The sequence below is a fragment of the Burkholderia sp. Bp9016 genome, from assembly GCF_003857765.1.
Lineage (GTDB): Bacteria > Pseudomonadota > Gammaproteobacteria > Burkholderiales > Burkholderiaceae > Burkholderia.
On sequence record NZ_QTPY01000003.1, the window covers coordinates 340636 to 363873 of the forward strand.

Annotated in this window: 23 protein-coding genes; 3 read left to right on the forward strand and 20 right to left on the reverse strand. The window is 67.4% G+C overall.

Going from position 1 to position 23238, the window contains the following annotated elements; genetic code table 11:
• Positions 1–67 precede the first annotated feature (67 nt).
• Positions 68–1021 (forward strand): LysR family transcriptional regulator, encoded by a 954-nt coding sequence (locus DIE13_RS05855; RefSeq protein WP_124826252.1) that lies wholly within the window; start codon positions 68–70, stop codon positions 1019–1021.
• 42 nt (positions 1022–1063) lie between these two features.
• Here DIE13_RS05855 and DIE13_RS05860 read toward each other — a convergent pair whose 3' ends face one another.
• Positions 1064–1435 (reverse strand): MAPEG family protein, encoded by a 372-nt coding sequence (locus tag DIE13_RS05860; RefSeq protein WP_124826253.1) that lies wholly within the window; start codon positions 1433–1435, stop codon positions 1064–1066.
• A gap of 303 nt (positions 1436–1738) precedes the next feature.
• Between DIE13_RS05860 and alr the strand changes: the two genes are divergently transcribed.
• Complete coding sequence (gene alr / locus DIE13_RS05870) at positions 1739–2860, forward strand: alanine racemase (protein ID WP_124826255.1); 1122 nt, start codon at positions 1739–1741, stop codon at positions 2858–2860.
• 182 nt (positions 2861–3042) lie between these two features.
• Here alr and DIE13_RS05875 read toward each other — a convergent pair whose 3' ends face one another.
• From DIE13_RS05875 to DIE13_RS05930, 12 genes are all read right to left on the reverse strand, one after another.
• Positions 3043–3837 carry an enoyl-CoA hydratase gene (locus tag DIE13_RS05875; RefSeq protein WP_124826256.1) on the reverse strand — a complete coding sequence of 265 codons (795 nt, stop codon included), beginning with the start codon at positions 3835–3837 and terminating at the stop codon, positions 3043–3045.
• A gap of 153 nt (positions 3838–3990) precedes the next feature.
• Complete coding sequence (locus tag DIE13_RS05880; protein WP_060238818.1) at positions 3991–4356, reverse strand: response regulator; 366 nt, start codon at positions 4354–4356, stop codon at positions 3991–3993.
• 36 nt (positions 4357–4392) lie between these two features.
• A complete protein-coding gene (locus DIE13_RS05885; protein ID WP_124826257.1) occupies positions 4393–5364 on the reverse strand; it encodes a chemotaxis protein CheX in 972 nt (323 codons plus the stop codon).
• A 22-nt stretch (positions 5365–5386) separates the two neighbouring features.
• On the reverse strand, positions 5387–5974 hold the full coding sequence (locus DIE13_RS05890) for a hypothetical protein (protein ID WP_124826258.1): 588 nt from the start codon (positions 5972–5974) through the stop codon (positions 5387–5389).
• Positions 5971–6711 (reverse strand): methyl-accepting chemotaxis protein, encoded by a 741-nt coding sequence (locus DIE13_RS33670; protein ID WP_265096073.1) that lies wholly within the window; start codon positions 6709–6711, stop codon positions 5971–5973. Before DIE13_RS33670 ends, DIE13_RS05890 begins: the two co-directional genes overlap by 4 nt.
• Before the next feature lie 2 nt (positions 6712–6713).
• Positions 6714–9101, reverse strand: coding sequence for an MCP four helix bundle domain-containing protein (locus tag DIE13_RS05900; protein WP_124826259.1), 2388 nt, complete (start codon positions 9099–9101; stop codon positions 6714–6716).
• Positions 9102–9496: 395 nt separating this feature from the next.
• A complete protein-coding gene (locus tag DIE13_RS05905; protein WP_124826260.1) occupies positions 9497–10507 on the reverse strand; it encodes a succinylglutamate desuccinylase/aspartoacylase family protein in 1011 nt (336 codons plus the stop codon).
• A 31-nt stretch (positions 10508–10538) separates the two neighbouring features.
• Positions 10539–11732 carry a pyridoxal phosphate-dependent aminotransferase gene (locus tag DIE13_RS05910; RefSeq protein ID WP_124826261.1) on the reverse strand — a complete coding sequence of 398 codons (1194 nt, stop codon included), beginning with the start codon at positions 11730–11732 and terminating at the stop codon, positions 10539–10541.
• 51 nt (positions 11733–11783) lie between these two features.
• Positions 11784–12479: an ABC transporter permease gene (locus DIE13_RS05915; protein WP_124826262.1), complete on the reverse strand. Its 696-nt coding sequence runs from the start codon at positions 12477–12479 to the stop codon at positions 11784–11786.
• 49 nt (positions 12480–12528) lie between these two features.
• Entirely contained in the window at positions 12529–13245 is a 717-nt protein-coding gene (locus DIE13_RS05920; protein ID WP_124826263.1) for an ABC transporter permease, read from the reverse strand.
• A 48-nt stretch (positions 13246–13293) separates the two neighbouring features.
• Complete coding sequence (locus DIE13_RS05925) at positions 13294–14091, reverse strand: transporter substrate-binding domain-containing protein (protein ID WP_124826264.1); 798 nt, start codon at positions 14089–14091, stop codon at positions 13294–13296.
• Between the two features lie 94 nt (positions 14092–14185).
• On the reverse strand, positions 14186–14992 hold the full coding sequence (locus DIE13_RS05930; protein ID WP_124826265.1) for an ABC transporter ATP-binding protein: 807 nt from the start codon (positions 14990–14992) through the stop codon (positions 14186–14188).
• A gap of 227 nt (positions 14993–15219) precedes the next feature.
• Here DIE13_RS05930 and DIE13_RS05935 point away from each other — a divergent pair, with 227 nt between their 5' ends.
• Positions 15220–15876 carry a TetR family transcriptional regulator C-terminal domain-containing protein gene (locus tag DIE13_RS05935; RefSeq protein WP_233409984.1) on the forward strand — a complete coding sequence of 219 codons (657 nt, stop codon included), beginning with the start codon at positions 15220–15222 and terminating at the stop codon, positions 15874–15876.
• 88 nt (positions 15877–15964) lie between these two features.
• On the opposite strand, the gene DIE13_RS05940 is transcribed toward DIE13_RS05935, so the two are convergent.
• From DIE13_RS05940 to DIE13_RS05970, 7 genes are all read right to left on the reverse strand, one after another.
• A complete protein-coding gene (locus DIE13_RS05940) occupies positions 15965–17563 on the reverse strand; it encodes a 5-guanidino-2-oxopentanoate decarboxylase (protein WP_124826266.1) in 1599 nt (532 codons plus the stop codon).
• Positions 17564–17618: 55 nt separating this feature from the next.
• Entirely contained in the window at positions 17619–18257 is a 639-nt protein-coding gene (locus tag DIE13_RS05945; protein ID WP_124826267.1) for a MarC family protein, read from the reverse strand.
• A 63-nt stretch (positions 18258–18320) separates the two neighbouring features.
• Positions 18321–19049: an NAD(P)H-dependent oxidoreductase gene (locus tag DIE13_RS05950; protein ID WP_124826268.1), complete on the reverse strand. Its 729-nt coding sequence runs from the start codon at positions 19047–19049 to the stop codon at positions 18321–18323.
• A gap of 41 nt (positions 19050–19090) precedes the next feature.
• The gene (locus DIE13_RS05955; protein ID WP_233409983.1) at positions 19091–19873 is read right to left on the reverse strand and encodes an ABC transporter permease; all 783 of its coding nucleotides are present in this window, start codon (positions 19871–19873) and stop codon (positions 19091–19093) included.
• Positions 19874–19905: 32 nt separating this feature from the next.
• Complete coding sequence (locus tag DIE13_RS05960; protein WP_124826270.1) at positions 19906–20781, reverse strand: ABC transporter permease; 876 nt, start codon at positions 20779–20781, stop codon at positions 19906–19908.
• Between the two features lie 25 nt (positions 20782–20806).
• Positions 20807–21916, reverse strand: a complete 1110-nt coding sequence (locus tag DIE13_RS05965; protein WP_124826271.1) for an ABC transporter substrate-binding protein — start codon at positions 21914–21916, stop codon at positions 20807–20809.
• Between the two features lie 115 nt (positions 21917–22031).
• Positions 22032–23198: an ABC transporter ATP-binding protein gene (locus DIE13_RS05970; protein ID WP_124826272.1), complete on the reverse strand. Its 1167-nt coding sequence runs from the start codon at positions 23196–23198 to the stop codon at positions 22032–22034.
• Positions 23199–23238 lie beyond the last annotated feature (40 nt).

Sequence of the window (23238 nt, forward strand, 5' to 3'; positions counted from 1 at the left end):
CCCGCGCACCCGACGCGCGGCAAAAGATGATTTTTCAACGGGTGTTGAGTCAACTACAATACCCCGCATGTCGCACCTTCCTCCCCTCAGCGCGTTGCGTGCTTTCGAGGCGGCCGTCCGCCTCGGCGGTTTCGCGCGCGCGGCGGCCGAGCTGAACGTATCGACCAGCGCGATCAGTCACCAGATCCGCGCGCTCGAGGAATCGCTGGGGGCACGGCTGCTCGAACGCAGCACGGGGCTCGGCGGCATCAGCCTCACACCGGCCGGCACCCGCCTGCTGCCGGCCGTCAGCGACGCGCTGTCGAAGCTGACCGACGCGTGCGCCGAGATTCGCGGCACCGCCACGCAACGGCTCACGGTGTCCGCCAACGCACCGTTTTCGTCGATGTGGCTCGCGCGCCGTCTCGCCGAATTCTCGTCGCTCCACCCTGAAACGCCGCTGCACGCCGTCGTGGTCGACGACGAACCGGACTTCGCGCGCAGCGGTGTCGATCTTGCGATCGTGCACGTGCCCGCGCATCGGCTGCGCGCCGACGACGACATCCTGATACGGGAAACCGTGTTCCCCGTCTGCAGCCCCGAGCTGTTCCCGTACGCATCGGGGTACGTGTGCCGCTCGCGGCTGCTGCAGGAGATGCACGAGGACAGCCCCGAGATCGACTGGCGCAACTGGGCGTCCGCGTTCGGGCTGCCGGGAGATTTCGAAACGAAGATCGTCCGCTACAGCAGTTTCAGCCAGGTGATCGGCGCGGCGGTCGGCGGCGCGGGCATCGCGCTCGGCCGCGTGCCGCTGATCGAGCCGGAACTGCGCAGCGGCCGTCTCGTTCCGCTGGTGCCGGGCCTCGCGCGCGATGCGTCATGGCGCTTCGTGCTGCGCCGCAATCCGGCGACGCGGCACCGGCTGCTCGATCCGTTGATCGCGTTCCTGCACCGCGAAGCGGATGCCCCGCCGTTCGATGTCGCGAAGATCGTTGCGCCCGCATCCAACGACAGTCATGCGCGCGGTGCGGGCGGCGCATGACGCGCCGGCACGCGAAGCCGCTGCCGGCCGCCCGTCATCGCGTCACGGCGTAGCGAAGAACAGCGCGACGACGCAGGCCATGCCGGCGAACCACACGAGCGAGCGCAGCGACGCCCAGTTCAGCAGATACATCAACGCATAGACGACGCGGGTCGCGACGAACGCCATCGCGAGCTGGTCGACGTGGTGCGCGTTCGCGCCGTTGTGCCATGCCACGACCAATGCAGCGGTAAACAGCGCCAGCGCTTCCCATGCATTCTGATGCGCGGCCTGTGCCCGCGCACGCCAGCCGGCGAGCTTCGCCAGGTACTCGCGCGGCGCATGGTTGTCGTAACCCTTGCGGGCCTTGGCCAGGAACGTCATCGGGAACGGCAACAGCGCCACGATGAACAGGCACAGCTGGGACGTCGTCATCAAAGTCTCCTCCTTTATGATTACATTGTTCAATGACATGATTGCCGGAAGCTTAGCATTGCGCCGCGCCGATCGCGCACCGGTTTTCTAGACGGGAGACTCGGCATCGGCGGCTATCGGACGCCGCGACGGCAGTGGTCCGACACCAAAAATTCCACCAAATCGTCGACAAATACGTTAATTAAAACTGGTCGAACACCAATAATATAGCGATCAACACTGGCTTGACGCGTTGCCGCGCGAGCCTGCCGACCCGAATGGCGCCGCCGCGCGCACCGAACGACTTTCGACCCGAGCCCGCCCATGCCCCGTCCCATCGTCGCCCATATCCGTCCTGACGCCGTCCGCCACAACCTCGACTTCATCCGCCGCACCGCCGCGCAGTCGCGCGTGTGGGCCGTGGTCAAGGCCAACGCATACGGTCACGGAATCGAGCGCATTTATCCGGGCCTCGCGGCCGCCGACGGCATCGCGCTGCTCGATCTCGACGAAGCCGTGCGCGTGCGCGAGCTCGGCTGGGACAAGCCGGTGCTGCTGCTCGAAGGGATCTTCGAGCCGGCCGACGTCGAACTCGCCGATCGCCACCGGCTGACGGTGGCCGTGCACTGCGACCAGCAGCTCGACCTGCTGATCGCCGCGAAGCCGCAGCAACCGATCGACATCCAGCTCAAGATGAATTCCGGGATGAACCGGCTCGGCTACCGGCCGCACGCGTTTCGCGCCGCATGGGAACGCGTGGCGGCCGCGCCGTCGATCGGCAAGATCACGCTGATGATGCATTTCGCGAACGCCGACGAAGGCGAGGTCGACTGGCAGCTCGAGCAGTTCGATGCGGCCACCGCCGGGATTCCGGGCGAGCGCTCGGCATCGAATTCGGCGGCCGTGCTGTGGCATCCGCGCGCGCATCGTGACTGGGTGCGGCCCGGCACGATCCTGTACGGCGCATCGCCGACCGGTGCGGCGCGGCACATCGCCGACACGCCGCTGATGGCCGCGATGACGCTCACCAGCAGGATCATCGGCGTGCAGACGCTCGCGCCCGGAGAAACCGTCGGCTACGGCCGCCACTTCACGGCGGACCAGCCGATGCGGATCGGGGTCGTGGCGTGCGGCTACGCGGACGGCTATCCGCGCCACGCGCCGACCGGCACGCCGATCGCGGTGGACGGCGTGATGACGCGCGTCGTCGGCCGCGTGTCGATGGACATGCTGACCGTCGACCTGACGCCGTGCCCGCAGGCGGGCATCGGATCGAGCGTCGAGCTATGGGGCGATCAGGTGAAGGTCGACGACGTCGCGCAAGCCAGCGGCACGATCGGCTACGAGCTGATGTGCGCACTCGCGCGCCGCGTGCCGGTCGTGATCGTGCCGCCGGGCGCGTCGACGGTCGAGCCGGCTTTGCGCACGGGCAGCTACGGGCGCTAACGCACGCAGGTCGCGGATGCGGCGGCACGCTCGCGTGCCGCCGCATCCGGCTCTTCCGGGTTCATTTGCGGGCCGCCGCCACGAGCGGCCCGTTTGTCTTGACGACTCTCGATGCGATGAAGCGTGCGGGACGCAAACCCTGCTGACGAGAACGCGCGTCCGCCCTGCCGCTGCGCTACGCGTTACGAACGCCATGTCGGCTTGCGCTTCTCCAGAAACGCGTCGATCCCCTCGCCGGCGTCCTCTTCCATCATGTTGCGCGCCATCACGTCGCCCGCGAACGCATACGCGTCATCGAGCGGCAACTCGCGCTGCCGGTAGAACATCTGCTTGCCGTAACGCACCGCCGCCGGGCTCTTCGCAACGATCTCCGCGACCTTGCGCGCGACGGCCGCGTCGAGCGCATCCTCGGGCACCGCTTCGTTGACGAGCCCCCACGCGGCGGCCGTCGCCGCATCGACGAAACGCCCGGTGACGAGCATGTCGAACGCGCGCTTCGCCGACACGTTGCGGCTCAACGCGACGGAAGGCGTCGAACAGAACAGCCCGACGTTGATGCCCGATACCGCGAAGCGCGCGGTGTCGGCCGCGATCGCGAGATCACACGCGGCGACGAGCTGGCAACCGGCCGCCGTCGCGATGCCGTGCACGCGTGCGATCACCGGCACCGGCAATGCGCGCATCGCGAGCATCACGCGGCTGCATTGCGCGAACAGCGCGCGGTAGTAATCGAGCTCGGGCTTGCTGCGCATCTGCCGCAGATCGTGGCCCGCGCAGAACGCCTTGCCTTGCGCGGCCAGCACGACGCAGCGCACGTGCGGATCGGCGGCCAGCGAATCGAATGCGTCCTGCAGGCTTGCCAGCATCGCCTCCGACAGCGCGTTGAACTGCTGCGGCCGATTGAGTCGCAGCGTGACGACGCCGTCGCGGTCTTCACGCAACAGGATCGGCTCGGATGTCTCGTGACGGGTTTCCATGATGCTCCGCTCGCAGGGTTCGATCGGCGCAAACGGGCGACGCCCGCCCGATTCGCGACTCACACGATCACGAATCGTCCTCCACATTGCGCGCGACGTCCAGCCCGGGATCCCCGGGCGGCCCCGGCTCGTGCGTATCGGCAGCCCGCGCCGTCAGCCCGCGAGCTTCTTCAGCGCGTCGAGCACCGCGTCGCCCTTGAACGGCTTCACGATCCAGCCCTTCACGCCGGCGGCCTTGCCGCGCTCCTTCATCGCCGGGCTGCTTTCGGTCGTCAGCATCACGACGTTGACCGACGCATTCGCCAGTTCGCCACGGATCTTCTCGACCATCGTCAGGCCGTCCATGTTCGGCATGTTCACGTCGCTGATCACGAGGCGCACGCCGGGCGTCGCCTTGAGCTTCGCGAGCCCGTCCTTGCCGTCCACCGCCGTTGCGACGTCGAGCCCGTGATTGCGTAGGAAACCCGCGACTTCGTCGCGCACCGTGCCCGAATCGTCGACCACCAGAATCTTTGCCATGTCTTCTTCCCCTTTCGTCGTTTCCGACTTCAATATTCAAAACAGTTCGAGTTCGCCCGATTCGACCATCGGCCCCACGTCCTGCACCGTTTCTCGGAAATCCTCCGGCGACCAGCTCAGGCTGAACACGAAGCGCTGGTCGAGCTGCACCGACCGCCCCGATGCCGGGTCGGTCATGCGGTACTTGAAACAGAGCTGAGGACAGTCGCCGCCGAATGAAATGAACTTCTGCTTGTGATTGACGACGAGCGGCACCTGCACCGGATGGCGGGCAAGCGCCTCCGCGTCGCCGAGATAGCGGTTCTTGAACGTGCCCCACACGAGGTTGGTCAACTCGCCGAGCACGCTGTTCACGTCGCGGAAATCGGGCGCGCGGCCGTCGTCGCGCGTGCCGCCGATCATGTCGAGCAGCGGCTGCTCGCTCGTCTGCAGCAGCATGTAGCCACGGCACCACGCGCTTTCCAGCGCGATCAGGCTGAACACTTCGCCGAAGATGATCTGGTCGCGCACGATGCACGGCGTGTCGCGCTCGATAGCGAGGCCCGGGAACAGGCTGTCGAGCCGCGCCTCGGTGATCTCCGCGATGCCGCGCACGAGCGCATTCGGGTAGTCGCGGCCGAACAGGTATTCGTCGATCGCGTGCTTGAGCGGCGTCAGGTCGTCGCCGACGTAGGCTGCGCATGCGACGCGCGCGAGTGCATCGGGCAGTCCGTCGTGCAGCGCATCGCGCGATGCGGGCGACGTGCGGCGCAGGATGATCGGCAGCTCCGGGCGCAGCGCGTCGATCTGCGTCGCGATGATCGCGCTCTCGGCCGGCGAGCCGCCGTAATCCTCGGCGAGCAGGATCGCGCCGAGATCGATGTTCGAGCGCAGCACCTTCAGCAGCCGGTTGCGCCGCACGGTCAGGCCGACCAGGTTGTGCTCGTCGCAGAAGCGCTTGATCGTCGCGGCATGCTCGCGGCTTTCGTCGAGCACGAGCACCTTGCTCACGGGTTGGTCTTCGGTCATCTCGCTCAATCCTCGGAATCGGTCAAAACAGTTCGAGCTCGCCGCCCGTGTCCACCGCGGCCGCTTCCGGCACGTGGAAATCGACCGGCGCGTTCGCGCATATGCACAACGTCGCGCCGATCCGCACGTCGCCGCCGAGTGTCAAGTCGTACGCCGCCACGTGACCGGGGTTCAGCGCCGGCAGGTAATCGACGCTCGCGCCGCTCAGCAGGTAAGGCGTCGACATCCCGAGATCGGGAAATGGCGCGGTCAGCGCCTGGTTGATCGCGCCGCAGCACAGGTTCGCGATTTCCATGAAGGCTTCGGGCAGCGGCCGTTGCGAACTCGCGCCCGGCGTCGCGGCGGCGAAATGACGGCGCGTCGCATCGTCGTCGCGAAAGCGCAGCGCGAGCAGCAGACGAAAATGCAGAGCCGAAATCGTCAGCACGGCGACATGCTCGGCGACCTTCGGCGTCAAGCGCGACTTCGCGTTGCGCGGCGAATCGTGCGATGCACCGTGTGCGTCGTCGGCCGCCGGCCGGATCTCGCACGTGCCGCCGGATGCGAGCCGCGTACGCGCCGCATCGAAGAAGATCCGCTCGAAGCCGGCCCGGGCCTGCGCACTGATCACGCCGCCGCTCCTTCGAGACACGCATGCAGTTGCCCCGCGAGCGTCTCGACCGTCGCGAGCGCGGCCGTGATCATCTTGCCGCCGGCCTGGATGTCCTGGAACGTCGCGGCCGTCACGAGATCGTTGCGGTTCAGGCTGTCTCGATAGCTGTTCGACAGTTGCTGCGAGCGCGCGGCAAGCCCGCGCACCTCGCTCGCAACGATCGAGAAACCGCGTCCGGCAGCACCCGCGCGCGCGGCTTCGATCGATGCGTTCAGCGACACGATCGACACGTGCGCGACAATCGCCGACAGCTCCTGGTTCTTCGTGCGCATGTCCTGGTTCTGCGTGGTCAGCGAGATCATCTGCTCGTGCCAGCGCTCGAAGGTGCCGGCCAGCCCGCGCAACCGCGCGGCTTCCTCGGCGAGCTTCGTCGCATGCTGCGACAGCGCGGCGCGCTCGGCCGCGAGTGCCTGCAACGCGTCGTGCCGCTCGCCCGCGCCGGCCGTTGCGTGCGCAAGCGCTGCCTCGAGCGCCGCTTCCCGTTGCGCCCATGCATCGGCCGCGTCGGCATGCGCTGCCGCCGCCGCATCGGCGCGCGTCTCGGCCGCGCCAAGGGCGTCGCGCAACACGTCTGCTTCGCGCATCATCGCAACAACGAGCCGAGCGCGCGCCATCCGCCACACGATCGCGGCGAGCGCCGCGACCACCAGGCCGCCGGCCAGCGCGGCACCGATCGGGATCATCCACGCTTGCACGGTCACTCCGTTGCGTCGGCGTTCGCGACGCCTGCGGATACGTGTGCGGCTTCGTGGGCGCTTCCGTTCGCCGCAAAGCGCTCGGGCAGCGACACGACCGTCTGGAATGCGCGATACGGCGCGCCGACGCAATCGTCGGTGAAGCGCAGCGCGATATCGCCGCCGTCGCGCTTCAGGAAGTTGCGCACCGCATCCATCCCGACGCCGCGCCCCGACACTTCGGTCACCGCGCTCGCGGTCGAGAAGCCGGGCCGGAAAATCAGCTCCGCGACAGCCTCGTCGGACAGCGCCGTTTCGTTGTCGTCGTCGATCCAGCCGCGCTCGCGCGCGATTGCGCGAATCCGGTCGAGCGCGAGACCGCGACCGTCGTCGCCTAGCACGAAGCGCAGTGCGCCGTTCCCGACGGCGACCGCGATGTCGATCGTGCCGGCCGGCGCCTTCCCCGCCGCACGACGCTCATCGGAGGTTTCGATACCGTGGTCGACCGAATTGCGCAGCAGGTGCATGAATACGTTCTTCAGCGTCGCGGCGATCTCGCCGCGCACACGATGGCCGTGGCTGTCGATATGCACGACGGGCGCCGGCTTGCCGAGCTCCGCCGCGAGCGACGGCAGCGACTCGATCACGCCGCCCAGCGTTTCACCGATGCCCAGCGTGCCGAACTGGCTCAGCAAACGGCGCACCGAATCGCGCGCTGCGTGCCAGTCGCCCGCGTTCGCCGGATCGGCGCCGTCGAGCATGCGCAGGCTCTCGCTGATATGCGCGCGCTCGACCATCAGGTAGTCGGCGCCGCCGTGCCGGGCCGGGTCGCCATTGCGGCCGAGCGTGACCGCGTTGATCGTCGCGTAGTGATCGACGGCCTCGCGCACGCGGGACAGATCGTCCATCAGCGCGTCGCGGTTCCACTCGGGTCCGCCGTCCGCGTGGCGTAGCGATTCGTACGCCTGCTCCGCTTCATGGACGATGTTCGTCAGGTGCTGGAGGCTGTACGTGCGCGCATTGCCCTTGATCGTGTGCATGTTGCGGAACAGCGCCGCGACGATCGAATGATCCGCGCGTTCGTGCTGGCGGATCATCCGCTCGTTCTCGCTGAGGAAGCCCTTCGCGCTGTGCACGAAGTCGTGAAACTTGTCCTGGCTGATCGACAGGATCTCGCCGATCATCTCGAGACGGCGCTGCTGCTCGCCGGCCTGCGCGGTCAGCTCGCGGATCTCGGTCACGTCGCGCACGCACAGCATCAGGCGCGCAACCGTATCGGTCTCGTCGGTAATCGCCGACCAGCTCAGGTCGAGCCACTTCTCGCGGCCGTCCGGCATCCGCTTCGCGACTTCGTTGACGAGCAAGTGCTCGTTGAACGCGAAGTTCATGCTGTCCTCGCCGAGACACGCATGCACGGCCGCATCGACCTGCGAGCGCGCGTCCGGGCCGATGCCCGAATCGTCGAACACGAGCGCCATCAGGTCGCGGCCCGCGATGTCGTTCGTCTCGAAGATGGTTTCGAGGTAAGCCGAATATTCCCCATGCACGACGCCGCCTTCGACAACGGTCAGGATCCCTTGCTGCATGTTCTGCAGCATCGCCTGGATGTCGGCCGTCTTCTGCTTCAGTTGCGCGGCGTTCTCCTGAATCTTCTCGATCATCCCGTTGAACGCGACGATCGAATGGCCGATCTCGTCCATCCGGCCCACCGGCACGCGGCGCGTGAAATCCTGGCTCGTCGCGATCTCGCTCATCATCGTCTGCATCCGGCTCAGCGGACGCGTGATCTGGCGATACAGCACGAAACCAAGTGCGGTCAGCAGCACGACGACGGTGCCGGCCACACCCGCGATTGCGGTCGCCGTGGTCGACAGCATCCCGTTCAGCGCATGGATCGCGTCGTCCTTCTGGCGATTCTTCTCGACACGCAGCGTGCCGACGATGCTTTCCAGTTCGTCGCGATACTGCGCGACGTTCGCGAACAGGTAAGCCTGCGCCATCTCCGGCTTGCCATCCGTCTTCATTTTCACGGTATCGTCGATCGCCGAGAAATAGTTCGCGGCGCTGTCCTTCGCCTGCGTGACGAGGCCTTCCTGCGCTTGCCCGACGGCGGACTTCGCCTGCGCATCGAGCGCTGCGCGCAGCGCGCCCTGCTTTGCCTTCAGTTCGTCGCGCGCCTGCGCGGCGGTGTTTGCATCCGGCGCGTAGATCAGCGTCATCGTGGCGATCTGGATGTTCTTCACGTCGGCGACGAGATCCGCCGATGCGAGCGCGCTCGGCACGATTCCCTGGGTAACCTGACGCACTTCGGACGCACTCTTGCGTGTCTGGTACACGGCGTATACGCCGATCGCGGACAGCGCGAGAAACGTCAGGACGACTAGCAACGTGATGCGATGACGGATGGTCATGAGTACAGCTCCCCGCAGCGATCCGGCTTCGATCGCCCCTTGGCCTGTTGAAAGAATGTGAGCGGCGAATTATCGGGGATGGTGTATGACTGTCCGATGACCGAAAATCAATTGGTCATTTAGAAAATCACAATAATGAATTGCGGCGAGAAAAATCTAAAGTCTTGCGCGAATTTGCCGTTAACCTCCGGCCCGCCGGCTCCGTCTGGCCTCCCGGCCGACCAGGCACATCGAATTGCGGATATTCATTCTTTTATTCGTGATCCACCCGCTCATTCCGGTCGAATATCGGCAAAACGTTCGCGCGTTATCCGAGAGCCGGATTCTTTCCGAATGCATTTGAGCGTGACGACGGATCGAATGCACGGGCTGTCGCCGACCCGCGCATTCGTCGCTCAGGGATCGAGCGCACCACCCGACCACCCGGCCGACGGTCGCGAACCCGTCAGCTTCAACGCGACGTCGCCCTGGGCGACCAGCCGCTCGCGATTGCGCGTGACGATGCGCCCGGCCTGCGGCGCGACCAGCACATGCTCGCTGCCGGGCACGCCGGGATGCGCAACGATCCGTGCAATCCGTTCGCCGGCATCGACCGTCACACCGAGTTCGCGTTCGTACACGAGCACGCCCGACACAGGCGCCAACACCGTCTCCATATGCGCGATCGGCACGGCCTCGCCGCGCCATTCGTGTACGCCGGCCGGCTCCGCGATCACGCCGCGGCCGCGCAGGAATGCAAGCAAGCCGTCCGCGTCGCGCTCGGCGAGCGCATCGGAAACGTCGGATTGCCCGCGCAGTTCGACGGTCGCGACGAGCCGCTCGCGCGACGCGCCGCCGCGCGCCCAGTGCGAGGCGATCGCGCCTTCGAATGCGCCGTCGTCGTCCTCGTCCCACAGAATCGCAACGTCGGCATCGAGCGCCGCCGCGAGATCGCGGCCAGCGGGCCACAGGTCGCTGTGGAGGTACACATAAGGCAACGCGTCGGAATCGGTATGCAGATCGAGCACGATGTCGGCATCGCACGCGGCGTCGAACAACGTGCGCTGCCACGCGGCGAACGTCGTCGCGGGCCGGCGCGAGGCGGCCGATTCGTGGAAATGCCGGTTGAAATTGCGGTGCGTCGCATCGTGGAAGCGGCCGAGCAGCCGCCCTTGCCGGAACTGCGCGAGCCCGAGAGGGTTCGCCTGCGGCACGACCGTCACCGTGCCGCGCAGCACACCGCGATCGTGCGCCGCGCAAAGTTGCGGCAGCAACCGGTGCAGCACGAGCATGCCGGCTATCTCGTCCGCGTGCACGCCGGCCTGCAGGTGCACGCGCGGCCCGTCGCCGCCCGACAGCCGCCACGCGCGGATCGCGAGCGGCTGCCCGCCATCGCCCGGCACCTGCCATGTCAGCGTTTCGATCATCGTCCGTCCTCCATTCGAAGCCCTCCGGGCATCACGACGACGCGCGCGAATCCGCGCTCAGGCTCGCAACGAATGCCGCAATGCGCTCGCACGCGTCGGCCAGCGTCGCATCGTCGACGACGAAGCCGAAGCGCACGAAGCCGGCTGCAGTATCGCCGAACGCGCTCGCGTCGAGCAATGCGACCTGCTTCGCACGGAACAGCCCCCACGTGAACGCGTGCGCATCCAGCCCCGTGCCGCGCACGTCGACCATCATGAACATCCCTGCCTCCGGCAGCAGGCAGCGCAGCCCCGGCACGTCGCGCAGGCGCGCGTAGGCCAGGTCGCGGCGGCGGCGGTACAGCTCCCGCATGTCGGCGACGATAGCCGCCTTGTTGTCGAGCGCGGCGACGGCCGCCTGCTGGATGAAGCCCGGCAGCCCGTACAGCATGCACAGCGCGAGCCGCTCCGCGTGCTCGATCAGCTCGGTCGGGCCGATCGCCCAGCCGACCCGCCAGCCCGGCATCGCATGCGACTTCGACAGGCTGCCGATCGTCACCGTGCGCTCCGCCATCCCGGGAAGCGCCGCGATGCTGACCATGTCGCGCTCGAACGTCAGTTCCGCATAGACCTCGTCGGACACGACCCACAGATCGCGCTCGCAGGCGAGCCGTGCGATCCGTTCGAGATCGGCGCGCGGCATCACGACGCCGGTCGGGTTGCACGGCGTCGCCAGGAAGATCGCCTTCGTGCGCGGCGTCACGGCCGCTTCGAGCGCATCGAAGTCGAGATGAAAACCGCGCGACGCGTCGACGGGCACCGGTACGAGCGTCGCGCCCGATGCGCGCACGCTCGCTTCGTACGTGAGATACATCGGCTCGGGCACGATTACCTCGTCGCCTGCCTCGCACAGGCACATCGCCATCGCGAACAGCGCGTTCTGCGCGCCTGCCGTCACGATCACGTGCTCGGCGCCGACCGGCTGCCCGGACGCTTTCGCATGCTCGCGCGCGATCGCCGCGCGCAGTTCGGCACGCCCGCGCACTTCGCTGTAGTGCGTATCGCCGCCGCGCAGCGCGGCGACCGCGCGCTCGACGATCACGTCGGGCGTCGAGAAATCCGGATCGCCGACACTCAGGATGATGGCCGGCTCCCCTGCCGCGACAGCGCGCTGCGCCGCATAATGAATGTCCCATGCGGTCGTGCGCTTGCCCTTCAGACGATCGACCAGCTTCGAATAGTTCATGCGTTCTCCATCGCGCAGCGCCAGAGCGGCCGCCGCGCTGTCAGTGGTTCTTCAACGCGGCATGCGCACCGGCACACGCCGCTCGAGCCGGCCGAATGCGCGTTCGATCACGAACGCCAGCACGACGTAGATCACGGCGATCGCCAGCAGCGGCTCGTAGGTCCGCAACGTCTGCGCACGAATGTAGTTCGCGGCGCCGAGCACGTCCATCACCGCGACCGTCGATGCGAGCGCGGTCGACTTCAGCAGCATCACCGTTTCGCCGGCCAACGTCGGCAGCAGGATCTGGATCGCACGCGGCAGCCACACGCGCCGCGCGATCATCGACGGGCGCATCCCCATCGCGCGCGCGGCCTCGATCTCGCCCTTCGGCACGCCGCGCAGGCCCGCGCGCAGCACTTCGCCGACATATGCGCCGACGCTGATCACCAGCGCGAACGCGACATACCAGAAGCCGTCGCGCAGGAACGGCCACAGCACGCTGTCGCGCAAGGCGGGCCAGCCGGCGAACAGCGAGCCGACGCCGTAGTAGATCAGGTAGATCTGCACGAGCAGCGGCGTGCCGCGAATCACCTCGGTGAAAGCCTTGCTGGCGCGCGCGATGACCGGATTGGCCGACAGCCGTGCAAACGCGACGGCGATCGCGAGCGCGAAGCCGAACACGGCCGAGATGACGAGCAGCTTGACGGTGGTCAGCACGCCGAGCAGCAGCAGCGACCCGTAGGAGGACAGTACGCTCAGATCCATGACGTTGATCCGGTTCGGTCGAAAAATCCGTGGGAAGGCGCGACGCGGTTCACGACGCCGGCATCCAGCGGCCGAAACGCCGCTCGATCTCGCGGAACAGCATGCCGGACAGCGACGTGATCGCGAAGTACACGGCCGCGACCATCAGGTAGTAATGCATGTACTCGCGCGTCGAGCCGGCCGCCTGCTTCGCTGTGTAGAGCAACTCGCTGTAGCCGACCACGCTGATCAGCGCGCTGTCCTTCACCAGGATCAGCCACAGGTTCGTGAAGCCGGCCAGCGCATACGGCGCCATCGCCGGCAGCGTCACGCGCCGGAACACGAGCGCGGGCGACGCGCCGAATGCACGCGCGGCCTCGATCTGCCCGTACGGGATCGCGAGGATCGCGCCACGGATGATCTCGGCCGCGTACGCGCCCTGCACGATGCCAAGCACGATCACCGCCGCGGCAAAGCCGTTGACCGCCACCGGCCCGACGCCGATCGCCGTCATCAGCAGGTTGATCGCGTCGGTGCCCGCGTAATAGAGCAGCAGGATCAGCAGCAGTTCGGGCACCGCGCGGCACAGCGTCGTGTAACCCTGCGCGAGCCGTTGCAGCACGCCCACGCCGGACAGTTTCGCGGCCGCGCCCAGCAACCCGAGTACGATCCCGACGACGAACGCGCCGAGCGAAATCTCGAGCGTGACGCCCGCGCCCTGCAGCAGCGCGACGCCCCAGCCGTCCGGGTCCATGCCCAGGTAACTCACCCATCCCCAACCGTCCATGCCTCCTCCTGTTCCGTGCGTGGCGCGCGTCGGCGCGTATCCGTGCGATCAGTGCGGCCAGAGGTCGATCGGGAAGTACTTCTTGGCGATCTGCGCGTACTTGCCCGATGCGTGCAGCTGTTCGAGCGCCTGGTCCATCTGCTGCTTGAGCGGCGCATCGGCCTTGCGCATGCCCGCACCGACGCCGTAGCCGAAGATCGCCGGATCCATCTTCACGCTGCCGGGGCCCTTCAGCTCGAACGCGGCACCGTCCTTCGACTTGAGGAAATCGAGGATGCCGAGCTGGTCGAGGTACATCGTGTCGATGCGGCCGGCGACGAGGTCCGAGTTGCAGTCGTCCTGCGTGTTGTACAGGCGCACCGTCGCGCTCTTGCCGTACGCCATCTTGATGAATTCGGCGTTCGCGGTGGAGCCCTGCACGCCGATCACCTTGCCCTTGAGGCCGTCCGGCGTCAGCGTGAGCTTCTGGTTCTTCGCACCGACGAACGTGCCCGGCGTCTCGTAGTACGGCCGCGAGAACGCGATCACCTTCTGGCGCTCCGGCGTGATCGACATCGAGTTGAAGATGACGTCGATCTTGTCGCTGAGCAGCGCCGGGATGATGCCGTCCCACGCGACTTCCCTGATCTCGCACTTCGCCTTCATCTGCTCGCACAGTGCGCGGATCAGATCGGCCTCGAAGCCGCTCCACTGTCCGGTCGGACTCTTCATCAGGAACGGCGGATACGGCTCGGCAGCGACGCCGAAGCGCAGCACGCCCGACGACGCGTGCGCGGAACCGAGCGGCGCGAGCGCCGCGAGAACGAGACTCAACAGGCACAGCAGACTGCGTACGACGCGTTTCATGGTCGGACTCCTTGCGGGAAAGATAGGGATCGGTGCGACCGGCATGGGTACGGCCGGTACCGTCCCGGCCGGCCGCGCAGGCCATGCCTGCGGTTCAGCGGCGTTGCCGGTGTGCGTTGACGAACTGACGGCAGCGTTCGCTCTGCGGCGCGTCGAAGATTTCACGCGGCGTGCCGCTCTCCTCGACGCGCCCTTGGTGCAGGAACAGCACCTTGTTCGATACGTCGCGTGCGAACGCCATCTCGTGCGTAACGAGAATCATCGTGCGGCCTTCGCACGCGAGATCGCGGATCACCTGCAGCACTTCGCCGACGCGTTCGGGATCGAGCGCGGAAGTCGGCTCGTCGAACAGCATGACTTTCGGCCGCATAGCCAGCGCGCGCGCAATCGCGACACGCTGCTGCTGGCCGCCGGACAGGAATGCGGGATAGACGTTGCGCTTGTCGGCGAGGCCGACGCGCTCGAGCAGCTGTTCGGCACGCGCGATCGCTTCGGCTCGCGGTTCGCGCAGCACGTGCACCGGCATCTCGATCACGTTTTCGAGCACCGTGCGGTGCGCCCACAGGTTGAAGCTCTGGAACACCATGCCGAGACGCGTGCGGATGCGCTCGACCTGGCGCGGATCGGTCGCCACCGTGCGGCCCTTGCGGTCGACTTTCAGCCCGATCTCCTCGCCGTCGACGACGATACGTCCACGGGTCGGCGTCTCCAGCAGATTGATGCAGCGGAGCAGCGTGCTCTTGCCCGAGCCGCTCGCGCCGATCAACGAGATCACTTCGCCTTCGTGCGCGCTCAGCGACACACCCTTCAACACCTCCAGCTCGCCGAACCGCTTGTGCAGGTCCGTCACCTGCACGCGCTCCTCGACGGCTGTCTTCACGCTCTCCACCCGCGCCAACATGCTGTCTCCCGTGTCGAATTCTCACGCCCGCCCCGTGGGGGATCGCGGCGTCTTGTTGAATGGCCGACCAACCTCATGCGGAGTCGAGTATAGGCTCTGTTGAACGGAGGTTCAACAGATTTCAATAATCCGGAAGCAAGGGTTTTCGCGGGTTCCGCCGCTGTAATTGAACAAGCGTCCGACACTCCCCTATAATCGGTGCCATGACGATTCCGTAAGGTCACTCCGTGAAAAAGACTCCTGGCAGCGCACCGGTTCAGACCCGCAGCCGCGGCATTCGCGAAACGCCCGCCGTGCGGCAGCAATCGATCATCGACGCGACGATGCGCTGCATCGCGCGCTACAGCTATTCGGAAACCACGATCGACCGCATCTGCGCGGAAGCGAAGGTGTCGCGCGGGCTGATCAACCATCACTTCCAGTCGAAAGACGAGCTGATGGCGCAGACCTACAAGCGGCTCGCCGCCGACCTGCTCGACGTGTCGCGCGCGGCCGCCGCGAACGCGACGGGCCCCGAGGACAAGCTCGACGCGATCATCAAGGTGTGTTTCGCCGCGCCGGTGTTCGCGCCGAAGAACGTGAAGGTCTGGCTCGGCTTCTGGAGCGTCGCGCACAGCGATCCGGTGATCCGCAAGGCGCACAAGGAGCTGTACGCCGGCTACCGGCAGGCGTTGAAGAAACTGTTCGACCAGATCGCCGAAGTGCGCGGCGGCACCGTCGACAGCGATCTCGCCGCGCTGACGCTGACGGCCGTGATCGACGGGTTCTGGCTCGAACTCGCACGCGACCCGACGTCGTTTACCGCGGAAGACGCGCTGACGAGCTGCCTGCGCGTCGTCGATTCGTTTCTCCCGCCGCCGAAAACGGCCCGCAAGCGCGCGTAACGCGGCGCGCCGGCGACATGACGCAGCAGCGCCGCCGGAAACCCGGCGGCGCACACGACGGCCTCGCATCGCGAGGCCGTTCGCGTTTTCAGCGCACGCGAATCTCGATCAGATACGGCGCGTCATGCGCCGCCGCTTCGCTGAGCGCCCCGGCCAGCGACGCGCCCTCTTCGACGCGCTGCGCGCCCCATCCATACGCCCGCGCGATCGCGACGAAGTCCGGCGTGTGCAGATCCACGCCGACTGGCTCGACGCCGCCGTCGACCATGGCCTGCTTGATCTCTCCGTAACCGCCGTTGTTCAGCAGCACGACGATCACGCGCGCACGATGCTGCACCGCGGTGCCGAGCTCGGCGAGCGTGTACTGGAACCCGCCGTCGCCAGCGACGCAGACGACCGGCCGCGACGCATCGCCAAGGCTCGCACCGACGGCGGCCGGCAACCCGTAGCCGAGCGAGCCGAAGCCGACCGACGCGTTGAACCAGCTGCGCGGGCGCGGCGCCGCGAAACCGACGTTGCCCGCATAGACGATGCGCGTCGAGTCGCCGACGATGGCCGCATCGGGCAGCGCGTCGCGCACGCTGTCGAGCAGCGCGAGGTCGCGCCGCATCTCGTCGTTCAGTTCCTGCCGCGCCGCCGCACGGCACACCGCCGCGCGTTCGGGGCCGTCGCCAGCCGCACGGGCATGCGCGTCGGGCCATGCACGCCGCAGCGCACGCAGGGTTTCGCCGACGTCGCCGAGCAGCGGCAGCGCCGGCACCGCATTGCGGCACAGCTGCTGCGGATCGATGTCGATCCGCACGAGCGGCGCGGGCATCGAAAAGCTGCGCGTCGCATACAGGTCGTAATCGGTCGGCCCGAGCTCGGTGCCGAGCGCGACGATCAGGTCGCTGTCGCGCATCAGCGCGCGCACCGCGTCGCTCGACGCCGACCACGCGATGCCGAGCGGATGCGCGGGCGGCAGCACGCCGCGTCCGTTGATCGTCATCACGACCGGCGCATCGAGCGCTTCCGCGAGCCAACGCACGTCGCCGGCCGCGCCGAGCGCGCCGCCGCCCGCGAGGATCAGCGGCGCGCGTGCGGCAGCCACCTTCGCACGCAGCGCGTCGATGCCGTCGGCCGATGCCGGGCCCGGCGCGATGCGCGGCGGCGCGGCCGGCACCGGCGGCAACGTGTCCGCCGGCGCCGCGAGCACGTCGAGCGGAATCTGGATGTGCACCGGGCGCGGCCGGCCGCCCGAAAACACCGCGAACGCGCGCGCGATCGCCTGCGGCAGCGCGTCGGCGCGCGGCACCGTGTAGCTGAACGCGGCGATGTTCTCCGCGAACGCATCCTGGTCCGGCAATTCGTGCAGATGGCCGTTGCCGGAACCGATATCGCCGGACGCGTTGACGCTGGAAATCACCAGCATCGGAATCGAATCCGCATAGGCCTGCGCCATAGACGTCGCGATGTTCGTCATCCCGGGGCCGGTGATCACGAAACACACGCCGGGCTTGCCGGTCGCGCGCGCATAGCCGTCCGCCATGAAGCCGAGGCCCTGCTCGTGGCGCGCGCTCACGTGGCGCAACGCGCTGCCGGCCAGCCCGCGGTACAGCTCGATCGTATGCACGCCGGGAATGCCGAACACCGTGTCGACGCCGTATGCGGCGAGCAGGTCGACGAGGTACATGCCTACTGTTTTCATTTCGCTTCCATCGTTGAGGATAGGTTTCTGAATCACGCGCCGGCCGGCGCAGCCGTCAATGCGCGAGCCCCGGCAGCAATTCGCGCACGCCCCGCGCGAGCATCTGGAACGCGATCGCGGTCAGCACGATGCCCGACAGCCGCTCGACCAGCGTCCTGCCGATCTCGCCGAGCCGGCGGCACCACGACGCCGAGCACGCATACGTGAGCCCGATCACGCCGGCATGCAGCACGCACACCGCGCTCAGCGCCAGCAGGTCGGCCGGCGTATGAAAGCGCGTCGCCGTCGTGATCACGAGCGACATCACCGCGCTGCCGATCGACAGCGGGAAAATCAACGGCACCGCGATGTAGTTGCGCCACTGCGCATACTCCAGCCGCGTGTCGCCGCCGCTGCGTTCGTCGTTCGCCGTGCCGCGCATCATCGGGATCGACCACAGGCACAGCACGAGCCCGCCGGTCAGCGTCAATGCGCCGAGCGTGAGGCCGAGCATGCGCAGCAGAAACTGCCCGCCCCACACCGCGCCGACCATCAGCACGGCGATCCACGCGAACAGCCTGAGCGCGATCTGCCGCTGTGTCACGTCGGGAAAATGCCCGGTGACGGCCGCGTACATCGGGATCGCGACCGGCGGGCAGAACAGCGTCAACAGGCCGGTCAGGAACAGCAGCACGTCGCTCGACGTCAGGGTCATTGCTCGAACTCACATGCGGTCGGGTGGTTGAAAAACGCGGCGGCAGCGCGGCCAGTCTCGCGCTCAGTCCTGCGCGGCTTCCTGCGCCGCACGTTCGCGCGACCGCATGTCGCCGTCGAAATCGTCGAGCGTCGGAAACGCCATCGGTTCGAGCCGGTCGAGCTGCGCGAGGTACGCGTCGTACCGTTCGAGCACGGCCGCGCGCTCCGCGTCGCCGATATACGGCACGTGATAGCCGACGAACGACGGCAGCACGTCGAAGCCCGCGTAGCCGAGCGTGCCGCGCAGCACATGACGCAGCATCAGGTCCATCTCACCATGCACGCCGTCCGCGCCGAACATGTAGTCGCGGCCGCCGCAGGTATAGGCGAGCAGCGCGCGCTTGCCGCGCATCCCGCCGCGATCGTAGAAACGCACACCGCCGTACACCTTGCCCGACACGAGCACACGGTCGATCCAGCCTTTCATGATCGCCGGCACCGAGCACCAGAACAGCGGGAAGCTCAGGATCAGCAGGTCGCATGCGACGAGCTTGTCGAGTTCCGCGGCAATGTCGGGCGCGATCGCGTGCGCGGCGACGTTCTCGCGCTGCTCCAGTGCGTAGACGAGATAGTCGGGGTTCTTGCGCACGCCGAAATCGGCCGCGCTCGCGACCGGATTCCACTGCATCGCGTACAGGTCGGACACCGTCACGGTATGCCCCTGCGCTTCGAGCGTGCTCACCGCGCGGTGCAGCATCGACGTCGTGAACGACTGCGGTTCGGGATGGGCGTGAACGATCAGGACTTTCATGGTGCGATTTTTCTCCGCAACGTAACGTTGAAGGGTGGAATTCAGACGGACCCGGCCGCGCGCCTGCGCAGCAGCGACAGGCCGATCGCCACGCAGGTCGCGACGAGTAGCAGCGTGGACACCGACGCGATCGCCGGATCGACGTTCTCGCGCATCCCGTCCCACATGCGGCGCGGCAGCGTGTACACGTGGCGGCTCGAGATGAACAGCGTGACGACGAGTTCGTCCCACGACAGGATGAACGCGAACACCGCGGCCGACAGCACGCCCGGCTTGATCGACGGCAGGATCACGTAACGCAGCGTCTGCGCGACGTTCGCGCCGAGGCTGCGCGACGCCTGCTCGATCCGCAGCCCGACCGTCGCGAGCGATGCGGAAACAGCCACCACCACGTACGGCACCGACAGCACGACATGCGACAGGATCGCGGCCGGAAAACTGTCGAGCATGCCCAGCTCGCCCCACAACCGGTAGAACGCGAGTGCCGACACGATCGGCGGCACGATCAGCGGAAACAGGATCACACCGCGCACGAACTCGCCGCGCCGCGACGCGACCTTCCACAGCCCGATCGCGCACAGCGTGCCGAGCGTGACGGAGATCACCGACGACACCAGCGCGATCAGCCCGCTCTGCAGGAAGCTCGACAGCCAGCCGTCGTCGTCGAGCAGGGCACCGTAGTGCCGCAGCGACAGCGTGCCGTCCGGCATCGACAGGTAATCGTTCGGCGTCAGCGACACCGGCACCGACACGAGCAGCGGCAACATCAGGAACAGGATCGCGGCCCATGCGATGCCGACCACCAGCGCGCGTCCTGCGGTCATTCGGTTTTTCATCGGTTCGTTCTCCGGTCGGGTCAGCGCGCGCCGAACAGCTCGCGCAGGTCGACGAAACGCGCGAGCAGCGCGAGCGCGGCCAGGATCGACGCCAGCAGCAGCGACGCGAGCGCCGCCCCGCTGCCCCAGTTCACCAGCTGCAGGATCTGCGTGCTGATGTATTCGGCGATCATCACCGTGCGGCCGCCGCCGAGGATCACCGGCGTCACGTAGAAGCCGAGCGAGAAGATGAACACGAGGATCGCCGCGCCGACGATGCCCGGCCGCGTCTGCGGGAAATACACCTTGCGGAACGTGACGAGCGCGCCCGCGCCGAGCCCCTGCGACGCGCGCGCGAGCTGCGGGTCGATGCCCTTCATGTTCGCGTACAGCGGCAGCACCGCATACGGAATCATGAAATGAATCATCCCGATCACGACGCCGATCTCGTTGCGCATCAGCGGAAGCGGCGCGTCGATCAGCCCGATGCGCATCAGCAGCGTGTTGACGAGCCCCTGCTCGCCGAGCAGGAACAGCCACGAGAACGCGCGCACCAGCACCGACGCCCAGAACGGCACGAGCAGCCCGAACATCAGCGCCATCCGCTGGCGCGGGCCGACATGCGCCATCGCATACGCAATCGCGTAGCCGAGCGCGACCGAGCAGACGGTCGTGACGGCGCACACGCGCAGCGTCGTCCACAGCACGCGATGCACGCCGTGGTTGTCGAGCAGCCGCGCGTAGTTCTGCAAACCGGGCTCCGGCACGGTGAAGCCGAGCCATAGCACGCGCACGAGCGGATACACGTACAGCACGATCAGCACCGCGAGCAGCGGCACGACGAGCAGCCAGTAGCGATCGGCCTTCGCACGGCCGAGCGGGACAGCGCCCGCGACGGGAGTAGAGAGGGTATTCATGGCGTGACGCTCACGAGGCGGCGGCTCAGGACGACATCAGGTCGGTGTACTGTGCGAGCGTCGCTTCATAGTGCTGCGCCCACCACTCGGGATTCACCTTGCACTGCTTCGCCCAGTTCTCCGGCGTGCCGGGATTGTCGGCGCGCAGCGCCTGCGGCACCGCGGCGGTCGCGGCCGGCGTCACCGGCCCGTTGCCGAGCAGCGACAGCAGGCGCACCTGCGGCTCGATGCCCTGCACGAACTTGATGAACTGCCAGACGGCATCGCCCGACGGATTGTTCTTCGGCACGCCCCACACATCGCACGACGCGAGTCCCTGCTCCCACGTATAGCGGAACCGGCCGTTGCTCTCGCGCTGGATCACGTTCGCACGCGTGTGCCAGATGCACGCCATGCTGACTTCGCCATTGCGCAGCAGCTGCAGGCTATCCGCGCCCGAATCCCACAGCAGCACGTTCGAGCGCAACGCCTTCAGTTTCTTCAGCGCGCGCGGCACGTCGATCGGATAGACCTTGTCCTTGTCGACGCCGTCGGCCATCAGCGCGGCTTCGAGCGCGCCGCCCATCCACTTCCACAACCCGCGCTTGCCCGGAAACTTGCCGACATCCCAGAAATCGGCCCAGTTCTTCGGCGGATTCGCGCCGAACTTGCGCGCGTCGTACGCGAGCACGTAGCTCAGCAGATACGACGGCGCGCCGAAGTCCGATGCGAGCCCCGGCAACGCGTTGCGGCCAACCACCGAATAATCGATCGGCCGCAGGAAGCCCTGCTTGCCGAGCTTGATCGCCGCGAAGCCGTCGAGGTCCATCACGTCCCAGATCACGTTCCTGTTCTCGACCATCGCCTTGATCTTGCCGTCCTCCGGCGACGAGTCGTAGCCCATCCGGATCCCGCTCGCCTTCGTGAACGGATCCATGTACGCGGAGCGGAACGCCGAGCGCGCTTCGCCGCCCCATGCGCTGAGCACGATTTCCTTCGGGTTCGACGCCCGCGCGTCCTTCGTGCCGAGCGACAGCAGCGTCGGCGCGATGCCGGCGGCCGCGCACAGCCGCAGGAAATCGCGGCGGCGCTGCGACGTCGCAGGTCGAAGGTCGCGTGCTTGATCGATCAGGTCCTGCAGATATCGGTTCGTCATGGTGTCTCCTCCAGGCTGGACAGCGCCCGCACGCGTCTCGTCGTTTCCGGGCACCAGTGAATCGGCCGCCGACGGCGGCGGACGCCGCGTCGCGCGGGATGCAACCTTCGCCGCGTCAGTCGGCTGCGATCCGGCAGGTCGCGTCGCGCTCCCACTGCACGAACACGTCCATGCCGGTGCGTGGCGACGCGAGCCCGCGCCAGGCAGGCACGTCCGCCGTCATGCAGCCGAGCGCCGGCGTCTCGATCTCGAAGCGGTACGACGAACCGAAGTAACTCCAGTGACGGATACGCCCCGCCACTTCGTTGTGCGCGCCACCGCATGATGTCGCCGACACGGCAACCTTCTCCGGGCGCAGCGCGAACAGCAGCGTGTCGCCGGCGCGCGCGCCGCATGCTGGCGCGACGAAACGCGCATCGCCGACGCGGTAATGCGTCGCCGTCGCATCGCCGCCGAGCGCGACGCCTTCGATGAAGTTGCTCTTGCCGAGGAAGTCCGCGACGAAGCGGTTGGCCGGCTGCTCGTACAGTCCGTCCGGCGAGCCGATCTGTTCGAGCCGGCCGTCGCGCATGATCGCGATCCGGTCCGACATCGACAGCGCCTCTTCCTGGTCGTGCGTGACGAACAGGAAGGTCGCACCGAGCCGTTCGTGCAGGGCCTTCAGTTCGACCTGCACCTCGCCGCGCAGCTTGCGGTCGAGCGCGCCGAGCGGTTCGTCGAGCAGCACGAGATCGGGATCGAACACGAGTGCGCGCGCGATCGCGACCCGCTGCTGCTGGCCGCCCGACAACTGGCGCGGCAGGCGATCCGCGAGATGGCCGAGCCGCACCAGATCGAGCGCGGCCTTCACGCGCTTCACCGCGTCGGGCCCCTTCTGCTTGCGCACCATCAGCGGATACGCGACGTTCTGTTCGACCGTCATGTGCGGAAACAGCGCGTAGCCCTGGAACACCATCCCGAAGTTGCGCTTCTCCGGCGGCAACGCGACGATGCTGCGGCCGCCGACGCGCAGGTCGCCGGTGCTCGGACGCTCGAACCCGGCGACGATCGTCAGCAGCGTCGTCTTGCCGGAACCCGACGGCCCGAGGATCGTCAGGAACTCGCCGCGCGGAATGTCGATCGTCGTTTCGCGCAGCGCATGCACGCTGCCGTAGCGCTTCGACACGCGATCGATCTGCAGCCCCGCACCGCTCGCGCCGCGCGCCGTCGCTTCCGTGCGCGCCGCTTCCGCGGCGGTCCGCCCCACCTCCACACCTGCCGCCGTCTCCATCACTACGCTCATCGTGTGTCTCCTGGTCGACTCACAATTGGGTTGAACGTTC